The sequence below is a fragment of the Zhongshania sp. genome (genome assembly GCF_047636175.1).
Taxonomy (GTDB): domain Bacteria; phylum Pseudomonadota; class Gammaproteobacteria; order Pseudomonadales; family Spongiibacteraceae; genus Spongiibacter.
Map to the genome: position 1 here is coordinate 60,855 of NZ_JBLIKC010000006.1, position 19,475 is coordinate 80,329.

Annotated in this window: 16 protein-coding genes, 1 tRNA gene and 1 other RNA gene; 15 read left to right on the forward strand and 3 right to left on the reverse strand. The window is 49.0% G+C overall.

Annotated elements, in window-relative coordinates; all coding sequences use genetic code 11:
• Positions 1-13 precede the first annotated feature (13 nt).
• From ACI955_RS04750 to ACI955_RS04785, 8 genes are all read left to right on the forward strand, one after another.
• Positions 14-1,720 carry an AMP-binding protein gene (locus tag ACI955_RS04750; RefSeq protein ID WP_415242586.1) on the forward strand — a complete coding sequence of 569 codons (1,707 nt, stop codon included), beginning with the start codon at positions 14-16 and terminating at the stop codon, positions 1,718-1,720.
• A 59-nt stretch (positions 1,721-1,779) separates the two neighbouring features.
• Complete coding sequence (gene hrpA / locus ACI955_RS04755) at positions 1,780-5,676, forward strand: ATP-dependent RNA helicase HrpA (RefSeq protein WP_415242587.1); 3,897 nt, start codon at positions 1,780-1,782, stop codon at positions 5,674-5,676.
• Between the two features lie 225 nt (positions 5,677-5,901).
• Complete coding sequence (locus ACI955_RS04760) at positions 5,902-6,240, forward strand: hypothetical protein (protein WP_415242588.1); 339 nt, start codon at positions 5,902-5,904, stop codon at positions 6,238-6,240.
• Between the two features lie 51 nt (positions 6,241-6,291).
• Positions 6,292-7,164 carry a DUF692 domain-containing protein gene (locus ACI955_RS04765; RefSeq protein ID WP_415242589.1) on the forward strand — a complete coding sequence of 291 codons (873 nt, stop codon included), beginning with the start codon at positions 6,292-6,294 and terminating at the stop codon, positions 7,162-7,164.
• On the forward strand, positions 7,161-7,910 hold the full coding sequence (locus ACI955_RS04770) for a DUF2063 domain-containing protein (RefSeq protein WP_415242590.1): 750 nt from the start codon (positions 7,161-7,163) through the stop codon (positions 7,908-7,910). The genes ACI955_RS04765 and ACI955_RS04770 overlap by 4 nt, the downstream gene beginning before the upstream one ends.
• 77 nt (positions 7,911-7,987) lie before the next feature.
• Positions 7,988-8,710, forward strand: a complete 723-nt coding sequence (locus tag ACI955_RS04775; protein WP_415242591.1) for a VacJ family lipoprotein — start codon at positions 7,988-7,990, stop codon at positions 8,708-8,710.
• A gap of 81 nt (positions 8,711-8,791) precedes the next feature.
• Positions 8,792-9,973, forward strand: coding sequence for a SpoIIE family protein phosphatase (locus ACI955_RS04780; protein WP_415242592.1), 1,182 nt, complete (start codon positions 8,792-8,794; stop codon positions 9,971-9,973).
• Between the two features lie 4 nt (positions 9,974-9,977).
• Positions 9,978-10,466 carry an STAS domain-containing protein gene (locus tag ACI955_RS04785; RefSeq protein WP_415242593.1) on the forward strand — a complete coding sequence of 163 codons (489 nt, stop codon included), beginning with the start codon at positions 9,978-9,980 and terminating at the stop codon, positions 10,464-10,466.
• Between the two features lie 22 nt (positions 10,467-10,488).
• Here ACI955_RS04785 and ACI955_RS04790 read toward each other — a convergent pair whose 3' ends face one another.
• From ACI955_RS04790 to dusA, 3 genes are read right to left on the reverse strand one after another with little or no spacing between them, the layout of a single operon-like run.
• The gene (locus ACI955_RS04790; RefSeq protein ID WP_415242594.1) at positions 10,489-10,944 is read right to left on the reverse strand and encodes a TerB family tellurite resistance protein; all 456 of its coding nucleotides are present in this window, start codon (positions 10,942-10,944) and stop codon (positions 10,489-10,491) included.
• 3 nt (positions 10,945-10,947) lie between these two features.
• On the reverse strand, positions 10,948-11,898 hold the full coding sequence (tal, locus tag ACI955_RS04795) for a transaldolase (protein ID WP_415242595.1): 951 nt from the start codon (positions 11,896-11,898) through the stop codon (positions 10,948-10,950).
• Positions 11,891-12,910 (reverse strand): tRNA dihydrouridine(20/20a) synthase DusA, encoded by a 1,020-nt coding sequence (gene dusA / locus ACI955_RS04800; RefSeq protein WP_415242596.1) that lies wholly within the window; start codon positions 12,908-12,910, stop codon positions 11,891-11,893. The genes tal and dusA overlap by 8 nt, the downstream gene beginning before the upstream one ends.
• 132 nt (positions 12,911-13,042) lie before the next feature.
• Here dusA and gltX point away from each other — a divergent pair, with 132 nt between their 5' ends.
• The 7 genes from gltX to dnaX all read left to right on the forward strand — a co-directional run bounded on the left by gltX (position 13,043) and on the right by dnaX (position 19,467).
• Complete coding sequence (gene gltX / locus ACI955_RS04805) at positions 13,043-14,530, forward strand: glutamate--tRNA ligase (protein WP_415242597.1); 1,488 nt, start codon at positions 13,043-13,045, stop codon at positions 14,528-14,530.
• Positions 14,531-14,666: 136 nt separating this feature from the next.
• Positions 14,667-14,742 (forward strand) — tRNA-Ala (locus tag ACI955_RS04810).
• A 172-nt stretch (positions 14,743-14,914) separates the two neighbouring features.
• Positions 14,915-15,193: a polyhydroxyalkanoic acid system family protein gene (locus ACI955_RS04815; RefSeq protein ID WP_415242598.1), complete on the forward strand. Its 279-nt coding sequence runs from the start codon at positions 14,915-14,917 to the stop codon at positions 15,191-15,193.
• A 94-nt stretch (positions 15,194-15,287) separates the two neighbouring features.
• Positions 15,288-16,487, forward strand: a complete 1,200-nt coding sequence (locus ACI955_RS04820) for a Do family serine endopeptidase (protein WP_415242599.1) — start codon at positions 15,288-15,290, stop codon at positions 16,485-16,487.
• A gap of 149 nt (positions 16,488-16,636) precedes the next feature.
• Positions 16,637-17,233, forward strand: a complete 597-nt coding sequence (locus ACI955_RS04825) for a DUF4136 domain-containing protein (protein ID WP_415242600.1) — start codon at positions 16,637-16,639, stop codon at positions 17,231-17,233.
• A gap of 115 nt (positions 17,234-17,348) precedes the next feature.
• Positions 17,349-17,445, forward strand: an RNA gene (gene ffs, locus ACI955_RS04830) — signal recognition particle sRNA small type.
• A 114-nt stretch (positions 17,446-17,559) separates the two neighbouring features.
• The gene (gene dnaX / locus ACI955_RS04835; RefSeq protein WP_415242601.1) at positions 17,560-19,467 is read left to right on the forward strand and encodes a DNA polymerase III subunit gamma/tau; all 1,908 of its coding nucleotides are present in this window, start codon (positions 17,560-17,562) and stop codon (positions 19,465-19,467) included.
• Positions 19,468-19,475: the final 8 nt, after the last annotated feature.

Consider the following 19,475-nt stretch of genomic DNA (forward strand, 5'->3'; position numbering starts at 1 on the left):
TGAGGGGACAACTTTGTCAGCAGCAATAGACGAGATCACAGCAGCTATAAGCGCGGCACGTGAGAGGGCAAACCTGCCGACTAGTATTGACCTGAATCAGTACGCTAACTTGGTGGATATGTTCGCCTACTGCGCGACGGAGTTTGCCGACCAGCCAGTAGTGTCCTGCATGGGTAAGACGCTAAGCTATCGGGAGCTGGATGTGTTGTCGGCACAATTTGCGTGTTACCTGCAAAGCCATACTAACTTGCAAGCCGGTGATCGTGTCGCCTTGCAAATGCCGAATATTCTCCAATATCCCGTTGCCTTATTTGGTGCGATTCGCGCTGGGATGATTGTGGTTAATACTAATCCGTTGTACAGCGAGCGCGAGCTTAAGCACCAATTAATTGATTCTGGTGCTAAGGTCTTGGTGGTATTGGCAAACGTTGCCGAAGCCGCAGCGGCGGTGGTGGCAGACACGGCGGTAGAAACCGTAATTGTGACTGAAATTGGCGATCTGCATACCGGTATCAAGCGGCCATTAATTAACATCATGGTTAAGCATGTTAAAAAGATGGTGCCCGACGTCAGTTTTAAAAATGCGGTTACTTATCGCAAGGCACTTTCACTAGGTAAAAGCGGGCGCTATACGCCTGCTGCGCCAAAGCCCGAAGATATTGCATTACTTCAATATACTGGCGGCACTACCGGTGTTTCTAAAGGTGCAATGATCAGCCACCGCAATTTAATGGCGAATGTATTGCAGAGCAAACAACTATTTGAAAGCTACGGTCTAAAAGAGGCCGCAGAAATCTTTTTATCGCCCCTGCCGCTATACCATATTTATTCCTTTATGCTGACATTCTGCGTCATGATGCAGGGCAACCATGCGGTACTTATACCCAACCCACGTGATCTAGATACCGTAATCAAAGAAATGAAGCGCTGGCGCTGGAGCGGTATGAGCGGAATAAATACTCTGTTTGTTCAGCTTTGCAACCACCCTGAATTCAAAACTCTAGACTTCTCTTCAGTGAAGGCAACCCTGTCTGGCGGCATGGCGCTGACAGCGGGGGCAGCGAAAGAGTGGATGGCGATGACGGGTGCTGAAGTATACGAAGGCTATGGGCTAACTGAAACCTCACCGGTGGTATCGATTAATCCTGGCGGCGCAAATCAAATTGGTACTATCGGCATTGCTCTACCTGGCACTGAAATTCGTATTATTAACGATGTCGGTGAAGATGTTGGTATTGGCGAGCGCGGCGAGCTGTGCGTGCGTGGACCACAGGTGATGATAGGATATTGGCAGCGTCAAGACGAAACGGACAAGACCATTAAAGATGGATGGTTGCATACCGGCGACGTAGCGGTAGTTCAGGCAGATGGGTATATGCGTATTGTAGATCGTATCAAGGATATGATTATTGTCTCTGGCTTCAATGTTTACCCGAATGAAATTGAAGACGTCTTAAGTGAGCATCCAAATATTGCTGAGTGCGCCGCAATCGGTGTGCCTGATGAGAAGTCTGGCGAAGCTGTAAAAATCTTTGTTGCCGCTAAAAGAGGCGATATTGATAAGGTGGAATTAAAAGCATTTTTGCGTGAACGCCTAACCGGCTATAAACTGCCGCGTTACATCGAAGTGCGCGATGAATTGCCCAAAACTAATGTGGGCAAGGTATTGCGTCGTTCGCTTCGCGACGAGGAGCTTGCCAAGCTCGCAAAAGCTGAGTAAGTCATCAGCATTTAACAAAAAAGGCGCCTTGTGGCGCCTTTTTTATTGATATGGTATTTATGTCTGAAATTACAGCGGTCTCATTAATGGCCAGCGTTGATGAATGTATGCTCGGCGATCGCTTTGCGCTCGCAAAGCAGTGTCGGCAGTTACAAAAGCAAGCCGCCGAGAATATTGATGTCGACGATAAACTGTTGGCGTTAGCCCAACGAATCGAGAGCTCAGCACTGCGGGTGATTCAGCGCCGCAATAAGCTACCAAAAATCCTTTACCCTGAGGACTTGCCGGTTGCTCAGCGACTTGACGATATTCGCAAGGCGATTACAGATCATCAGGTTGTTGTGTTGGCTGGAGAAACGGGGTCTGGTAAAACCACTCAAATCCCAAAAATTTGTTTGGAAATGGGCCGCGGCATTACGGGCCTCATTGCCCACACTCAGCCTAGAAGGATAGCGGCTCGAGCCGTGGCTGAGCGTCTCGCAGAAGAACTAAACACCCCACTTGGCGATGGCATAGCCTATCAAATTCGATTTCAAGAAGTCGCGTCGCCAAATAGTTATATCAAAGTAATGACAGATGGTATTTTACTGGCCGCTATTCAGCGGGACCGTTTCTTAAGTCAATACGACACTATCATCATTGATGAGGCCCACGAGCGCAGTCTCAATATTGATTTTTTGTTGGGTTATTTAAAAACACTATTACCGAAGCGGCCAGATTTAAAATTAATTATTACCTCTGCGACCATCGATGTTGAGCGGTTTTCGGCGCACTTTAACAATGCCCCGGTTATCGAGGTGTCGGGGCGCAGTTTTCCGGTGGAGTATCGCTATCGACCGCAGCAGGAATTAAGTGCGGATAATGACCTGGGTGAAGCCGTGGAGGCGGTCCTGCGTGAGTTAATGGCAGAAGGCGCACATCGCCACGGTGATACCTTGGTGTTTTTAAGCGGTGAGCGTGATATCCGCGAATTAACACGTCATCTAAAGAATGCAGATTTGCCTGGTGCCGAAGTTCTGCCCTTGTACTCCAGGTTGAGCAGCGCTGAACAGCAGCGCATCTTTAATTTGCGTGGACGACGTGGTTGGCGAGTGGTGCTGGCCACCAATGTGGCAGAAACATCATTAACAGTGCCGGGTATTCGTTACGTTATTGACGGCGGCACGGCTCGCGTCAGTCGCTATAGCGTCCGCAGTAAGGTTCAGCGGCTGCCCATTGAGGCAATCTCGCAGGCTAGCGCCAATCAGCGGGCAGGGCGCTGCGGTCGGGTCGCACCGGGCATCGCTTATAGGCTTTATAGTGAAGCCGACTACCTAGGGCGACCGGCATACACTGAGCCTGAAATTCAACGCACAAATTTAGCGGCAGTGATATTGCAAATGCTGCAGTTAAAACTCGGTGATATTTCCGAATTCCCATTTGTCGATGCACCGGATAGTAAATTTGTTAACGATGGCTTCGCGCTCTTGGCAGAACTTGGCGCGGTCAGTGATGGTCGTTTAACTAAACTTGGTGATCAGTTAGGCCGGTTTCCAGTTGACCCACGTATCGGCCGCCTTATTTTGGCTGCAGCAGAGGGCTCGTGTTTACGAGAGATGCTGATTATCGCCAGTGCCTTGAGTATTCAAGATCCTCGTGAGCGACCAGCCGACAAACGCCAGGCCTCAGATGAAAAACACCGTCGGTTTTGGCAGGCAGATTCGGATTTTGCAGCCTTTGTCGCGCTGTGGGATTACGCCGAGGAACAACGCCAAGAGTTGTCGGTCAGTCAGTGGCGAAAGCTCTGTCAGCGCGAATTTTTGTCTTGGACCAGAATGCGCGAATGGCGCGAGGTACATCGTCAGCTTACCTTGATGTGCAGGCAGTTAAATTTAAAGCAGAATAAAGAGCCTGCAGATTTTAATAGTATTCACAAAGCCTTATTGCCAGCCTATCTCGGTCAAATTGCCATTAAGGATGAGAATCGCGAATTTACCGGTGCTCGCAACCGCAAGTTACATATCTTTCCTGGTTCGGGCCTGTTTAAAAAGCCACCAAAATGGATTGTTGCTGCAGAATTGGCGGAAACCACCCAGCTATATGCCCGTTGCGTCGCCAAAATCGATCCAGAATGGGTGTTCGGTATTAATGATAGTCTACTCAAACGCAGCTACTACGAGCCTCAGTGGCAGCCGCGCAGTGGCCGCGTTATGGCATATGAGCAGACCGCGCTCTACGGTCTAATCATTCGTGATAAGCAGCGCGTTCACTACGGCCCTATTGCCCCGGAAGAAAGTCGTGAAATACTGATTCGGCAAGGTTTGGTAGAAGGTCGCTATCAAGGGCGCGCGGCTTTTTATCAACATAATAAACGCCTGATTAGCGAAATATCCGAGATAGAAGACAAGGCCCGCCGTCGCGATATATTGGTTTCCGACGACGAGCTATTCCGGTTTTACGACGAGCGTATTCCCGCGGGTACGATAACCGCTAAACACCTAGAGCATTGGTTGAAGACAACGGCGCCGCCGAACACGCTCTACTTGAGTCGCGGTGAGTTGATGCGCCACGGTGGTGGCGACATTACTGAGCAGCAATTTCCGGACACATTGCTATGCGCGGGTATGAGCTTGACACTGGCTTACCACTTTCAGCCGGGACACGCCGCAGATGGTGTCAGTGTATCCGTGCCACTCGGTAACTTGGTGGATTTAGCGGAAGGTCGCTTGGAATGGTTGGTGCCCGGTTTATTTAGAGAGAAGTGCATCGCCTTGGTGAAGACCTTACCTAAGGCTCAACGCAAGCAGCTAGTGCCAGTGCCAGATTATGTCGATCGCGCTCTACCCATGATAAAGGTGGGTGATCAAGCCCTACTGCCGCAACTTGCGACGGCTTTACACAGGCTAAGCGGCCTGAAGATCGATGTAAACGAGTGGGCAGTAAATCGTATTGATGATTACTATCTAATGAATATTCGGGTTCTAGATAGCGGCGGTAAATTGCTGGCGCAAGGTCGCGATTTACTCAAGCTTAAAGCCCAACTTGCAGATCAAGTTCAACAGGGCATTGCGGAGGAGAGCAACGGCGGCTTTAGCAGCAAGGTACTTCAGGACTGGAACTTTGGCACCTTAGAAAAACGCCATGAATTTAAGCGCGGTGGCGCAGTCTTGACCGCCTACCCTTGTTTGCGGGATGACGGCGAAAGCGTGGTTCTAGAGCTGGCTGAGTCGGAGCAAGATGCACAGCAGAAGAGCCTTTACGGGGTGCTGCGTCTGCTACTTTTGCGGATGGCCCAGCAAGTCAAATTACTTAGAGCCATTTTGTTTCGCAACAACGCCGTGCAGCTGCAGTTCGCCGCTGTTGGTGAGCAGAAAAAGCGTTGGATTGAGGATTGCTTGCTGGCTGCCGCGCGGCAAAGTTTTGCAGTTGATCCAGATAAATTACCGGAATCTGATGATGATTTTGAAACACTTTGGCAGGCCGGTCGTGCAAGTTTTACTGCGGACGCAGAGTGCTATGCGGTGTTACTCATAGAGATTCTAGGGCATTACTCTGATATTAGACGCGCACTCAAAAAGCTCAAGTCACTGAGCTGGATCCACAGTATCAACGACGTCAATAAGCAGTTGGAGGGTTTGTTTTTCGACGGTTTTATTACCGAGCAAACTCGCGAAGAATTGGAACAGTATCCGCGGTATTTGCGGGCAATCCTGCAGCGCCTGACTAAATTAGATGGCCATTATCAGCGAGATAGACAGTGCACCTTGATAATAGAACCGCTGCAACAGCAACTGCTGGAATTTCTGACAAAGTCGCCTGAGGGGGCGAGGTCGCATTTAACTTTGCGAGAATATCGGTGGCAGTTGGAAGAGTTTCGTATATCGTTATTCGCGCAAAACATAGGCACTCGATCACCGGTATCTGAGAAACGGCTCAAGCAGCTGTGGAAAAGCGTTTGCCAAGATGTAACATTTTAAGGATAAGCCCGTCTCTATTACGGCGACCGCAATAATTTTTGATGTCGGGGTCGGGAATGGGGGGGGGTGGCGTACACCTTGCCTTGTGTTGTTAAATTTTCTGATGCGGCTATGCTAGAAATAGTGATTGTTACTAGGAAGGGCCGAGGCGCATCGACAGTATCGAGAAAATGTAATTTTACTTAGCTTATTAATAATTCGGCACTCAGTCGATAAGGATAAATAATGGCGTCTTTTATTAAAAACCCACTAGCTGCAGCGTTTGGTGTTGCAATTTTGGCCTCTGCTGTCAGTCCTACAATGGCTGATAGCAATCCCTTTGCGGCAAAACAGCTTAGCTCAGGCTACGAGTTGGCGATGGGCAGTTCCGACAAGGCAGCTAAATCAGAGGCCAAGTGCGGCGCAGAGAAGGCCGGTGAGGCAAGCTGCGGTGCAGACAAAGCAAAAGGCGCCCATGAAGGCAAATGTGGTGAAGCGAAGTGTGGCGCAGACAAGGCCGCCATGGAAGGGCAGTGCGGTGGCGATAAGGCCGCTAAGGAAGCGTCATGCGGTGCCGCTAAATAAGAGATTGCTTTTTTAGCATACAGGACACTCTAGGCAATAATGGCAATATCGATGGCGGAAGGAACAGCAAATAGCGGGCTTGGGCTTGCAGGTCTTGGCTTGCGGCGCGGTCTAATACCTGCGTTCAAAGAACTTAAGCCGGGTGATATTGATTTTATAGAAGTTGCCCCAGAGAACTGGATAGGTATTGGCGGCCGCTATGGTCGCTCGTTTCGCGAAATTGCGGAGCGCTATCCAGTGCATTTGCATGGATTATCGTTGAATATTGGTGGGTTTTCGCCGCTGGACGCTGGTTTGTTAAAAGATATAAAGCAGTTTATGACAGATTTTGATTGTCCTTTGTATTCCGAACATTTGACATACTGCGGTGATGAGGGACAGTTATATGATTTGCTGCCAATTCCTTTCACCGAAGAGGCTGTTCACCATGTTGCGGATCGGGTGAAGCGAGTGCAGGACGTTCTAGGGCAGCGTATTTTGCTGGAAAATGCCTCTTACTATGCTGCGCCTGCCCAGCAAATGAGTGAGAGTGAATTTATAAATGCAGTGCTCGCAGAGTCTGATTGCGAGCTTCTCTTAGATGTGAATAATATATATGTAAACAGCATTAACCATGACTACGATCCCTATGAATTTTTGAATTCACTGTCGCTTGATCGTGCGAAATATGTGCACATCGCCGGTCATTTTGCTGAGGCTGAAGATCTTCGAGTTGATACCCACGGCGCCGATGTTATCGATCCCGTTTGGGCCTTACTAGACGCGGCTTATGCCCGCTGTGGACCGCTACCAACGCTATTGGAACGAGACTTTAACTTTCCCCCCATGGCAGAGCTGTTGTTAGAAATAGGGCGTATCAAGCAGTCTCAACAAATCCAGTCTTTAGATGTGTCCTCTGCGGCGCCGAGGGATGCCAGGCGATGAGTGAGTTTCAGCGTGTTCAGCGTGAATTCACCCAGTTTATTCGGGATCCAGATCATCGCACTGCGCCGCAAGGTATTGAGAGTCGCAGGCTGGGAATTTACCGCGACTTATTTTTTAACAATATCAATAGCTTTTTGAGTAATGGCTTCCCCGTATGTCGCAGTCTATATAGCGATCTCGACTGGGGTGAGTTGGTGCGAGATTTTATGATAAAGCACCAGTGCGAAAGCCCGTATTTCCTGAAGATTGCCGAAGAGTTTCTTGAGTATCTGCAGTCCCAGCGCAGCGGCCTTGATATTGATCCACCATTTTTGTTCGAACTTGCGCACTACGAGTGGGTCGAACTGGCGCTAGACGTAACTGAGGGAGATTTACCTGCGGCTGTTGATATAGCAGATGACGTATTGAATAGCCATTTTCGCCTTTCGCCTCTGGCGTGGCCCATGGCCTACCAATTCCCGGTTCATCTGATTAGCGCTGATAATCGCCCGCAAAACGCTGACGATGAAACCACCTACATTGTGGTGTATCGCAATCGCGCCGACAGTGTCGAATTCCTAGAAATTAATGTGGTCACCGCTCGTTTGTTGGCCTTATTTGATGAAGCGCCTTTTCCTAGTGTTGGCGAGCTGTTAAGAGTTATTGCTGAAGAGCTGCGGACCGACGTAGAATCCCTGCACGGTTTTGGCACAGAGCTCGTGACCCAATTAGTGAGTCTCGACATTCTGATTATTGCAGAGCCGTAATTGACGAAGTAGTGCCATGTATCAGTGCATTGCGTATAGTGATATCCGCGTTTTATATTTGATGAGTAGTGACTCCGATGGAACGAATAACTTGTGCCTTAGTCCTGGCGATATTGTCAGCATTTCACTGCGTTGCAGTATCTGCTGATACTGGTGAAGACTCTCGCGATCCCTGGGAAGGCTTTAATCGCGTGGTCTTTTCGTTTAATGACTCTGCGGATAAATATCTGCTGCAGCCGGTAGCTCGCGGCTATCGTAAAGTCACGCCGACGTTCGTTGATCAAAGTTTGGCCAATTTGTTTAATAATCTTGGTGAGATTAAAAACGTCGGCAATAATGCCCTGCAGGGCGACGGCGGCGATATGTTGGTCAGCGGTGGGCGGTTTCTGATCAATACTACAGTAGGGGTGTTGGGCATCTTCGATGTTGCTACTTACATTGGCTTAACTCGTGATTCAGAAGATTTTGGTCAGACCCTAGCTGTGTGGGGGCTTGGTAATGGGCCCTACCTGATGTTACCGCTGATTGGCCCGAGTACACTAAGGGACAGCGTCGGCAGAGGCGCAGACTCTTTCACTGAAATTACTCGTGGGATTGATCCTAGCACCGTGCAGCTTGGCATGACTATGCTGGATTTGCTGCAGGTTCGCGCATCGCTGCTGGGAACGGAAGACCTAGTATCCGGTGATAAATATACTTTCTTCAAGGATGTCTATCTACAACGTCGTGATTTTCTAATCAATGACGGCAAGTTGAAAGACGATTTTGGTGGCGAGGATTTCGAAACATTTGATTTTTAAAGAGAGCGCTTACTGCTCGAACGTAAATTCTCCGCATAAATACGGCTTGTGTGTCTTTGTCGAAGCGCGTAAAAAGACCGCATGAACACTACCTTTCTCCAGAGTATCTTACTTGTTCAGCAGCCTGATGCGGTACATGCTGAGTTTATGTCCTCCTTGAAAAAGTTGGGTATGTCAGTTGTTGCCATCTCTGATTGCGCCGATGCTATGCAGGGTTTTCGAGAAGAAGACATCGATATTGTGATGGTTGATATCGATTTTCCCGAAGATCGTGGTATTGATCTGCTGGGTAAGATGGCCGCTGATCCCCGTGAATTACCACTTATAGGCTTGTCCCGTCGTAAAAGTTTGGCCGATGTGGTTGAAGCGGTCCGACATGGCGCCACCGATTACTTGATGTTGCCCACTGAGAACTTAGACGTGATTCGTCACGTAATGGATCGCGCCACTGAGCGCGGCACCCTGAAACGCGAGAATCTGGCCTACCGGACTAAGCTTGAAAATGCGAATCGGGATCTACTCGAAAGTTTAACCTTATTACAGCAAGACCAGCAGGCGGGTAAGCATGTTCAACAGCTCTTACTGCCTGATACGCCAAAGCAAATAGGCGGTTATAGTTTCTGTCATTTCATTCTCCCGTCCTTATATCTAAGCGGAGACTTTGTCGACTATTTTTTAGTCGGAGAAGACCACGCGGTTTTCTTTGTGGCGGACGTTTCAGGTCACGGCGCGAGCTCTGCATTCGTTACCGTATTTTTGAAGAACTTATTTGCCCGCAAACGAAGTGATTTTTTGCACAGAGCCTCAAGAGCTATTTTGTCGCCGGCTAAGATGCTCAGCTTAGCTAATCGTGAGCTGCTAGAAATGGGTATTGGCAAGCATGTGACGCTATGCGTTGGCGCGTTTGACCTAAAATGTCATCAGCTTTGCTACTCAGTGGCGGGCCACCTTCCTGCGCCCGCGATGGCGTTGGACGGAACAGCCGAATTCCTGCCGGAACATGATATGCCAGTTGGTTTGTTTGCCGATGCCGAGTACAGTGATCATGTGATTAGCTTTCCACCCGGCGCTGTGCTGACCTTGTTTTCAGATGGTATATTAGAAGTCTTGGACAGCGAAACCCTTGAGGAAAAGGAGCTGAAGCTCCTCGATATTCTTAAAGAGGGCGACGATAGCTCGGTGGGACTAGCTAATACCTTCGGTTTATTAGAGATAGATGAAGTGCCAGACGATATTGCAATTTTAGTCGTTAGCAGGTTATAGGTAAATGCAGCCGGGTCGGATATTGGTAGCAGGACAAGATGGCGCGTTCGTTATCAAGTTAGTTGGTGACGTACGCCTGACTCTTTGCACAACGCTTGACGAGTTCTTCGACGAGATGCTCTCGGTCGAAGACTTTGCCAGCGTTGTCGTTGATCTGTCGGATGCATTAAATGTAGATAGTACAACCTTGGGATTGCTGGCCAAACTTGCAATTAAGGCCAAGGAGCGGTTTAAGTTTGTGCCCGTCATTTTGTCGACTAACCGAGATATCACCCGCGTGCTAGAAAGCATGGGCTTTGATCGGGTGTTCCACATTAGAGAGGAACCCTTGCTAAACGATGAAGATCTTGGTGAATTGCCAGTGCTGCCGTGTAGTGAGGATTCAGTAAAAAAACGTGTTCTTGAGGCTCATCGCACCTTAATGGGACTTAGCGACAGCAATCACGCTAAATTTCGCGAGTTGGTGTCGCTGCTTGAAGGGCAGTGTTTCTAGGATTGTATTACTTCATTTTTTTCTACTTACTTGGTTTCGCCTTTTCGCTTGTTGTCAGCTTTGCGCGGATAAATTCCGTGTGAGGTAGGTAGATCAGGTCCGAAATTTTGCGTATCAGATGATCCTCATATTTATCGATTTGCCCATCTTCAATAGCCACTTCCCAAAGCGCGACAATCAGCTCATATTTTTCCAGGTTATTACAGTTGTCATTGATATAGCTGGTAAAAGGGTACAGAGATGTACTGTCTTTATTGAGCGCTGTGGCGGTTGCCATGAATTCTTCAATATCTGCCAGTGAAACCGAGAAGCAGCGAACAAGAAGCTCGTGGATCTTCTCGATTTCGACCGGGTCTTGCTGGAAGTCTGACTTACTGACTTCAATCAGCAGGGCCGCTGTCGCCAACTCCAATGACATGGTGGTTTTTGCGGTATCTTCTTCCACACCAGAAAAAAGCTGTTTTAGTTTTTCAAACATGTCTTAGTTCCACTCGCTAAGTAAGGCTTCCAGTTTAACTTGGTCAGCGGCAAAGGCTCGAATACCCTCGGCGAGCTTTTCGGTTGCCATGGCGTCTTCGTTGAGTGCCCAGCGAAATGCTGACTCATTTAGTTCTAGTTTGTCGTGGGTGCTAAAGTGCATATCAGGCCGAAGTTGGCGCACTAGCGTTTCTTGGTCTTCACTCAACTCGGCTAGCAGTGCGGGACTTATGGTTAAGCGGTCGCAACCTGATAAAGCCTCAATTTCCTCAATATTACGAAAGCTCGCACCCATCACAATGGTTTTATAGTCGTGCTGCTTGTAATAGCTATAGATGGCGATAACAGACTGTACGCCGGGGTCATCGTTGGCGGTGTTTGGTTTCAACCCGCGCGCGACATGCCAATCTAAAATGCGGCCTACAAAAGGTGAGATTAGCGTGGCGCCAGCGTCGGCGCATGCTGCCGCTTGAATAAGGCTAAAAAGTAGTGTCAGATTGCACTCGATGTCTTCTTCTTCCAATATTTTTGCTGCTTGAATACCTTCCCAAGTAGACGCAATCTTGATGAGTAGGCGATCTTTTCCTATGCCTTTTTGTTGGTAAAGCTTGGTAATATAGCGGCCTTCGGCGACCATTGCGTCGGTGTTAAAGGAAAGCCGTGCGTCCACTTCGGTAGATACTTTGCCGGGGACTAAATGACAAATTTCTGCGCCAATTTCGACAGCTAGTTGAGTCGCTGCTCTCTGCAACCACTGAGCATCTCGCTGACCCTTACCTTGTGCTTCAATTAGACCTTCTATAAGCGCTTGGTACTGAGGTAGCTCAGCGGCTTTAAGAATTAATGATGGATTGGTAGTGGCATCTTGGGGTGAAAAGCGGCGTATTGCTTCAATATCGCCAGTATCGGCAACCACATCGGTAAATTGTTTAAGTTGATCTAACTTATTACTCATTAATAACAGTCCTTTTTCCGAGCATGGTCAGCATGGCTTGTTCGGTAAGCTGCAAGGCGTGCTCCAATACCTCAATACCTGCATTTGGGCGATGAGCGTGCTCGCTGATATAACGTCTAAATAAACGCCCACCGGGTTCACCGTTAAATACACCGAGCATATGTCTAGTCATATGGTTGAGGCGGGTGCCCTGTGTTAGTTCCGTTTCAAGGTAAGGAAACAGTCCGCGAATAATCTCACCCCGGGTGGCGATCTGCTGATCTTCACCATAAAACTGTGAATCGACATTGCCGAGAATATACGGGGTTTGGTAAGCGCTACGGCCCATCATGATGCCATCCACGTATGACAATTGCGAGCTGGCGTCCTCTAGGGTTTGTATACCTCCGTTGATGATGATTTCGAGATCGGGGAAATCCCGTTTTAGTTGATACACTAGATCGTAATTTAGAGGTGGAACTTCCCGATTTTCTTTAGGGCTTAGCCCCTGCAGCCACGCTTTGCGAGCGTGAACGATGATGGCGTCGGTGCCAGCCTCGGCAATGGCAGCTACAAAATCCTGTAAGGGACCGTAACCTTCTTGCTCATCTATCCCAATGCGGTGCTTTACCGTAATGGGAAGTGCCGTAACATCCTTCATTGCCTTCACACAATCGGCAACCAGCGACGGCCGCGACATTAGACAGGCGCCAAAAAAGCCATTTTGAACCCGGTCTGAGGGGCAGCCGCAGTTTAAGTTAACCTCGTCGTAGCCCCATTTTTCCGCAAGGCTTACTGAATGTGCCAATGCCTCGGTATCGCTGCCTCCGAGTTGCAATGCCACGGGGTGCTCGATATCACTAAAATTGAGATGGCGTTCAGCGTCGCCGTGAATGAGTGCGCCGGTGGTTATCATCTCGGTGTAAAGTACGGCTTCTGTGGTGAGTTGGCGCCAGAATACTCGGCAGTGACGGTCTGACCAGTCGAGCATTGGTGCAACGCAAAACCGGCGATTAATTAATTTTTTGTGCATCTGCCGCTAAATACCTCTGCGGTGGGTGAATATTGCCGCTTTCGGCACGTATAATGTTAGCAAGATTGGCCCTTGCGCGTAATTCTGTGTGGGGCTAAACGCCTATTGTATTCAAATGGTAATAAACTCTCCATGACTGTTCGTACTCGCATTGCTCCTTCGCCCACTGGCGACCCACACGTTGGCACTGCTTATATTGCATTGTTCAATTATTGTTTTGCTAAAAGCCAAGGTGGCGAGTTTGTGTTGCGTATCGAAGATACCGACCAACAGCGGTCTACGCCGGAGTCTGAGCAGGCGATATTGGATTCTCTGCGCTGGTTGGGGCTCGAGTGGACAGAGGGTCCTGATGTCGGTGGCGCTCATGGTCCCTATCGTCAAAGTGAACGTAGTGAGATTTATAAAAATCATTGTGATCAGTTAATTGCGGCTGACCATGCTTTTCGCTGCTACCGAACCGCCCAGGAACTAAATGCGCTGCGCGAAGGGCGTCGAGAGGCGGGTGGGCATTCTGCGCTGAAATACTCTGATCTTAAGTTGGACGATGCCGAGCATGCGCGTCGGGAAGCGGCGGGCGATGCTTACGTGATTCGTATGCATGTCCCCGAAGAAGATGGTCGCTGTGAAATTGACGATATGTTGCGGGGAAAAATAGAGCTGGAATGGGGCCAGGTAGATGCCCAGATTCTGCTCAAATCCGATGGTTTGCCAACCTATCACCTGGCCAATGTGGTTGATGATCACTTGATGGGGATTACTCATGTGCTACGCGGTGAAGAGTGGATAAACTCTGCGCCCAAACACAAGCTTCTCTATCAGTATTTTGACTGGGAAATGCCAGTGCTGTGCCATCTGCCACTGCTGAGAAACCCAGATAAAAGCAAGCTCAGCAAGCGCAAAAACCCGACTAGTATTTGGTATTACCAACGTATGGGATTTTTGCCAGAAGCTGTGCTGAATTACCTAGGCCGCATGGGCTGGTCTATGCCCGATGAGAGTGAGAAATTCAGTCTGCAGGCGATGATCGATAATTTTGATATTACCCGAGTGAGTTTGGGTGGGCCGATATTTGATGTTGAAAAACTCCGTTGGCTGAACGGCTTGTGGTTGCGCGAGGATTGTAGTTTAGAGCAGCTTGCAGATCGCATGCAGGAGTGGGCGCTAAATCGCGAAATGTTGCTGAAAATGTTGCCCCATATACAGTCGCGTATCGAAGTGTTTAGCGATATGGCGCCCTTAGCGTCGTTCTTTTTGGCGGGTATGTTACCGCTGACACCTGCCAGCTTTGCTTCATCTAGCCTGAATGAGGAGGACTTAGTTACTTTGCTGCAGTGTGCGGCGTGGCGTTTGGAGTCTTTAAATGATTGGCAGCGCGATAGTATCTTTGCTGAGGTGAAGTCCCTCGCCGATGGTCTTGGCATCAAGTTAAAGGACTTTATGCCGCCACTGTTTGTTGCGATTGCGGGAACCACGTCGTCGATCTCGGTTGTTGATTCTATGGAGGTGCTGGGCCCGGATATGAGCCGAGCGCGCCTTAGACATGCCATTGAGGTGTTGGGCGGGGTAGGTAAAAAACGTTTGAAGAAATTAGAAAAGCAGTATCAGGCCTTAGATCTGTAAATTAGTTGGGTTGATTTTCTTTAATGGGACTCAGCACGGCGGCTTTTTTACAGCTGACGGCAGAAAAATACCTGGATTTTAAGTATGCGTGTTGACAAGTTATGGGGCTGACCGTAAGATGCGCAACCTCGACTTTGGGGCTATAGCTCAGCTGGGAGAGCGCTTGCATGGCATGCAAGAGGTCGGCGGTTCGATCCCGCCTAGCTCCACCAAAGTTTTAAAAACCGCTTTATTGCGGTTTTTTTTTGCCTGCACTTCGGCCTGAAAGGTCGTCAATAACGATTCGTCCTTAGGTTGCGCACAATAATTGTGCAAGTAAGCCATTCGCTGCCATAATGTATGTTCAATAAATTGCTGCTTTTCCCTTGATAGAGTGATTAATCAGTGTCGAAAATTTCTATTCGCCAAACTCATAATAAAAGCCCGGAAGAGCTTCGCGATTTAATTGGGCAGATGTCTGTCAAGCTTGAAGAGCGATATCAATTGACCTCGCGCTGGCTCAGTACAAACGAAGTAGAGGTCGTGCGTTCAGGGATTACTGGACGTATAACCCTAGGTGACTATGACGTTAGGGTCGATATTAAACTGGGACTAATGATGAGCGCATTTAAAGCGATAATTCACCGAGAAATATCCCGTTCAATGGCTGAAAAACTTGCCTGAGAAAACTGCGTAACAAATCCCGATTTTGTGGAATTTTTGGCTGTGCTTGAGCTCTAATGGTCACAGTTTCGACTATTGGGAGTCCTAGTGAAATATGACTAATGAGCTGCAGTTACTGCGTAGATCGCGCTACTTTTATCTTCAAACCTTGGTTTTTTGTCTTTTTGCCACCCTTGCACAGGGTAGCTTGGCATTTTTCCCTCAAGAAGACGGCGAGGGAAGGCCGCTTCCCAGTCTTGCTCCGATGCTTAAATCCGTCAATCCTGCGGTTGTTAATATTTCGACCTATACCACGCGTACAGTAAGCCAGACTCCTCTACTTTATGATCCGTTTTTTCGACGGTTTTTTAACGTCCCAGACCAGCAGATGCAACAGCCGCAGCAGCGGCGTACTCAAAGTGCCGGCTCCGGCGTGATTATCGATGCCAAAAACGGGATTGTACTAACCAACCATCATGTTATTGATGGGGCAGACGAAATTACGATTGGTATGGAGGATGGCCGAAGCTATACCGCGGCATTAGTGGGTTCTGACCCCGATGTGGATATTGCGGTGTTGAAGATAGAGGCTGATAATTTACGCAGCGTAAAATTAGCTGATTCCGACAATTTAGAGGTCGGCGATTATGTTGTGGCCATCGGCAACCCCTTCGGTTTAGGCCAAACTGTGACAACCGGTATTGTCAGTGCCCTTGGTCGCAGCGGCTTGGGTATAGAGGGTTATGAAAATTTCATACAAACCGATGCCTCAATAAACCCGGGTAATTCCGGGGGCGCTTTGGTCAATCTGCGTGGTCATTTGGTTGGTGTGAATACCGCTATTTTGGCTCCAGCAGGCGGCAATGTTGGGATCGGGTTTGCCATACCCATTAATATGGCAAAAGTCAGTATTGATCAGATTATCGAGCACGGTGAAGTCCGTCGAGGGCGGCTTGGGGTTGTCATTCAGGATTTAACGCCCGAGCTTGTCGCCGCGTTCAGTATGGACAAGCACCAGCGAGGCGCTGTAATTGCGGCGGTTCAGAACGGCTCTGCCGCCGAAAAAGCCGGTTTAAAGGTGGGTGATGTGGTTGTTGAGCTGGATGGTAAAGATATTTTCGGCTCTGCACAGCTGCGCAACGCGATTGGTCTAAAGCAAGTTGGTGATCTTATCACGGTCACTGTATTTCGCGACGGCAAGCGTAAGGTATTTCGAGCAAAGCTAGGCTCCGTTGAGGTTGCCCCCGCCGTGGCGAGTAACGCCGACGCGGCAGGAAAGTTGGTGCCCGATGATTTGATTGTGTCAGTAAATTAGCGTCGAGTGGCTGATGTTAAACAGTTTGGCGAGGCCATCGCTGCGAGTAAAGGTTGGGTCTTGCTCAGGGTTGTGCGTGGTCAGATAGCGCTCTGGATAGTATTGCAGTCCTAGTTAAAGGTCTTGTTTTGAACAGTTGAGGAGCGGTAATGAAAAAAATAGGCTTAGCGTTTTGTGTGATGATATTGACGGCCTGCAGCGGTGTGCCGGTATTCACTGATTATTCGCAGGACTTCGACTTTAGTAATGTCTCTAGTTATGCATGGTTATTGCCGGCAAAGCATATGAATACTGAAGTTGATAATGATTTGGTTCGTGAGCGCGTTGTTGATGCCGTTGATGCTCAGTTCACTGCCAGGGGGTTTATCCGCGCAGCGGACGCCGCCAAGGCTTCAGTATTAGTGACCTATCAATTGGGGCAAGAGGACAAAATTGCGATCGATGATTTTGGTTCTTGGAATACCCAATTCGGCTATTACCCTTGCTATCGTTGCGGATATCGCCCTGGCTTTGGTTATTTCGGCCACAGCCAATTTTACGATGATGACTTTTGGGTGCGCACTTACAAGGAGAGCACATTGATGATTGATGTTATTGATCCGAGCTCGAAAAAACTGCTGTGGCGGGGGACGACTAAGCGGGTAATGCCGACCTTGACAACCCCTGAAGAGCGGCGCTTATATGTGCTCGAAACGGTGTCTACCATTTTAGCGGAGTTTCCTCCTAAGCGTGTTTGGGCCCCTTGATATTATTCGCTATTTCGGCGTTTTCGTCCGAGTGTGGCTTGCATATAGCAAGTCTTTCGCCGACAATAGTGCCCGCGTTAAGGGCAGTACTTTAGCGCGCTTTCTGCGGTGGTCCTTCCGGTCCCCTCGCAACGATAGATAGCAAACTCCGCCAGGCCCGGAAGGGAGCAACGGTAGTTGTCAACTCGTGTGCCGGGGTGTGGCTGGTTGGGCCGCCACCAAGTCTCGATTGATCCTTTCCGTTTGTTAATTTTCCTGCTGTATCATTGGTTTATGTCCTTGCTGGGCTGGTGTATCCTTGCCGCTTGCATGTCAGGAATTGTTTAATGAGCTATCAGGTATTGGCGCGAAAATGGCGCCCAAAAACCTTCCGTGAAATGGCCGGTCAAAATCATGTATTAAAGGCATTAGTCAATGCACTTGATCATGATCGTCTTCATCACGCCTATTTGTTTACCGGCACCCGCGGTGTGGGTAAAACGACTATCGCTCGCATTCTGGCCAAGTGCCTGAACTGCGAAGTGGGTGTAAGTTCCGAGCCCTGTGGCCAGTGCAATGCCTGTGTCGCGATTAGTGAGGGTAGGTTTGTGGACTTGCTCGAGGTCGATGCAGCTTCACGCACTAAGGTAGAAGATACTCGGGAAATACTCGATAACGTGCAATACATGCCTACCCATGGTCGCTATAAGGTTTACCTCATCGATGAGGTGCATATGCTGAGTAGCAGTAGTTTTAATGCGCTACTGAAAACCTTGGAAGAGCCGCCTGCACATGTCAAATTCTTGCTAGCAACAACTGACCCGCAAAAGCTACCAGCGACGATTTTATCCCGTTGTTTGCAATTCAATTTAAAAAATCTCACACCAGAGCGCATTGTCGATTATCTAAAGACAGTGCTTGCGCACGAAATGGTACAGTTTGATGAGTCGTCACTGTGGCTGTTAGGGCGCGCGGCTGATGGCAGTATGCGTGATGCCCTGAGTTTGACGGATCAGGCGATTGCCTTTGGTTCCGGTAAGCTGGGCGAGGCAGATGTACGTCAGATGCTGGGAACCATTGACCATAATTCTGTCTATCGTCTAATAGAGGCTTTGGCGGTGAGTGATGGTGCGGCGCTGTTAGCAGTAGTGGCTGATCTTGCCGAAATGGGGGCTGATTTCGCCGGCGTTATTAGTGAATTACTGGTGGTTATGCATCGCTTAGCGGTCGCGCAAACAGTACCTGATGGCTTGGATAATAGCCTAGGTGATCGCTCTAAAATCGTAGAGTTAGCTGGTAAACTTACAGCAGAAGATGTGCAATTTTACTATCAAATTGGCCTCTCTGGGCGGCGGGATATGGGCTTGGCTCCTGACCCCCGCGCGGGTCTTGAGATGCTGTTACTGAGAATGCTAGCGTTTAAGCCCCAGGGCGTAATTGATGGCCCCCGTCAAATTTTACCGAAACCGGTGGCGGCAGTGGCGGAGGCCGCTACTTCGGTAAAAAAGCCGCAGACGCTTGATTCGGCGCAAGATGTGTCGACAAGCATTGTTGCAGAATCGAGGGCCTCGGCGCCTGATTTAGATATGAATCTCCGGTCTCGAGAGCCAGTTGCTGAGCAGCAAGATGATCGGACTCAAGACCACGTTATGGCGCCACCATCCACGCCACCTATTCCAACTCCGGCTGTTGAAATGGCCGCTACAGTCGCCAATGACGTAGCAAGGCCTGCGGTTTTGCCTCAAACTGAGGCTATTGCCGCTGAATCCATCCGCAATTTGGATGAACCGTCTGAAAAGAGTGATGAAGTGCCTACAGAAGCCATTGCTTCCAGACCTGAGTTGGCGACTGAGAAAATTGCTTTTGTTAAGCTAAATGAGACGGTTTGGCGTGAGCAATTTGATGTATTCCCTTTGCCGGGGATGCTGGGAAGTTTAGCGGGACTCTGTCAAATTGCAGCTATATCCGCTGATCACGTTTCATTTACTGTAAATGCTGAGAATACTGCCTTTCTCAGTGATCGCAATGTCGAACGTTTGGGTGAGTTGCTGTCAGAATATTTTGGCGAGCAACTTAAGGTCACGGTTGATATAGGTGATACCCCACACGAAACGCCTGCTGCCTATAAACAGCGTTGCTTAGACGAGCGCCTAGTTGTGGCCAAACAAGCTTTGCGAAGCGATTTACATGTAAAGCGTATAATCGAAGAATTTGATGGTGTGCTCGACGAAGAGTCAGTGCGCCTTGTTGATTAGTGAGATAT

What these genes read in the sequence shown, in the direction of transcription:
- hrpA (WP_415242587.1), top strand. Translation starts at nt 1,780, where the DNA reads ATGTCTGAAATTACAGCGGTCTCATTAATGGCCAGCGTTGATGAATGT.
- dusA (WP_415242596.1), bottom strand. Translation starts at nt 12,910, where the DNA reads ATGCACAAAAAATTAATTAATCGCCGGTTTTGCGTTGCACCAATGCTC.
- ACI955_RS04785 (WP_415242593.1), top strand. Translation starts at nt 9,978, where the DNA reads ATGCAGCCGGGTCGGATATTGGTAGCAGGACAAGATGGCGCGTTCGTT.
- ACI955_RS04775 (WP_415242591.1), top strand. Translation starts at nt 7,988, where the DNA reads ATGGAACGAATAACTTGTGCCTTAGTCCTGGCGATATTGTCAGCATTT.
- dnaX (WP_415242601.1), top strand. Translation starts at nt 17,560, where the DNA reads ATGAGCTATCAGGTATTGGCGCGAAAATGGCGCCCAAAAACCTTCCGT.
- ACI955_RS04825 (WP_415242600.1), top strand. Translation starts at nt 16,637, where the DNA reads ATGAAAAAAATAGGCTTAGCGTTTTGTGTGATGATATTGACGGCCTGC.
- ACI955_RS04770 (WP_415242590.1), top strand. Translation starts at nt 7,161, where the DNA reads ATGAGTGAGTTTCAGCGTGTTCAGCGTGAATTCACCCAGTTTATTCGG.
- gltX (WP_415242597.1), top strand. Translation starts at nt 13,043, where the DNA reads ATGACTGTTCGTACTCGCATTGCTCCTTCGCCCACTGGCGACCCACAC.
- ACI955_RS04790 (WP_415242594.1), bottom strand. Translation starts at nt 10,944, where the DNA reads ATGTTTGAAAAACTAAAACAGCTTTTTTCTGGTGTGGAAGAAGATACC.
- ACI955_RS04760 (WP_415242588.1), top strand. Translation starts at nt 5,902, where the DNA reads ATGGCGTCTTTTATTAAAAACCCACTAGCTGCAGCGTTTGGTGTTGCA.
- ACI955_RS04780 (WP_415242592.1), top strand. Translation starts at nt 8,792, where the DNA reads ATGAACACTACCTTTCTCCAGAGTATCTTACTTGTTCAGCAGCCTGAT.
- ACI955_RS04765 (WP_415242589.1), top strand. Translation starts at nt 6,292, where the DNA reads ATGGCGGAAGGAACAGCAAATAGCGGGCTTGGGCTTGCAGGTCTTGGC.
- tal (WP_415242595.1), bottom strand. Translation starts at nt 11,898, where the DNA reads ATGAGTAATAAGTTAGATCAACTTAAACAATTTACCGATGTGGTTGCC.
- ACI955_RS04820 (WP_415242599.1), top strand. Translation starts at nt 15,288, where the DNA reads ATGACTAATGAGCTGCAGTTACTGCGTAGATCGCGCTACTTTTATCTT.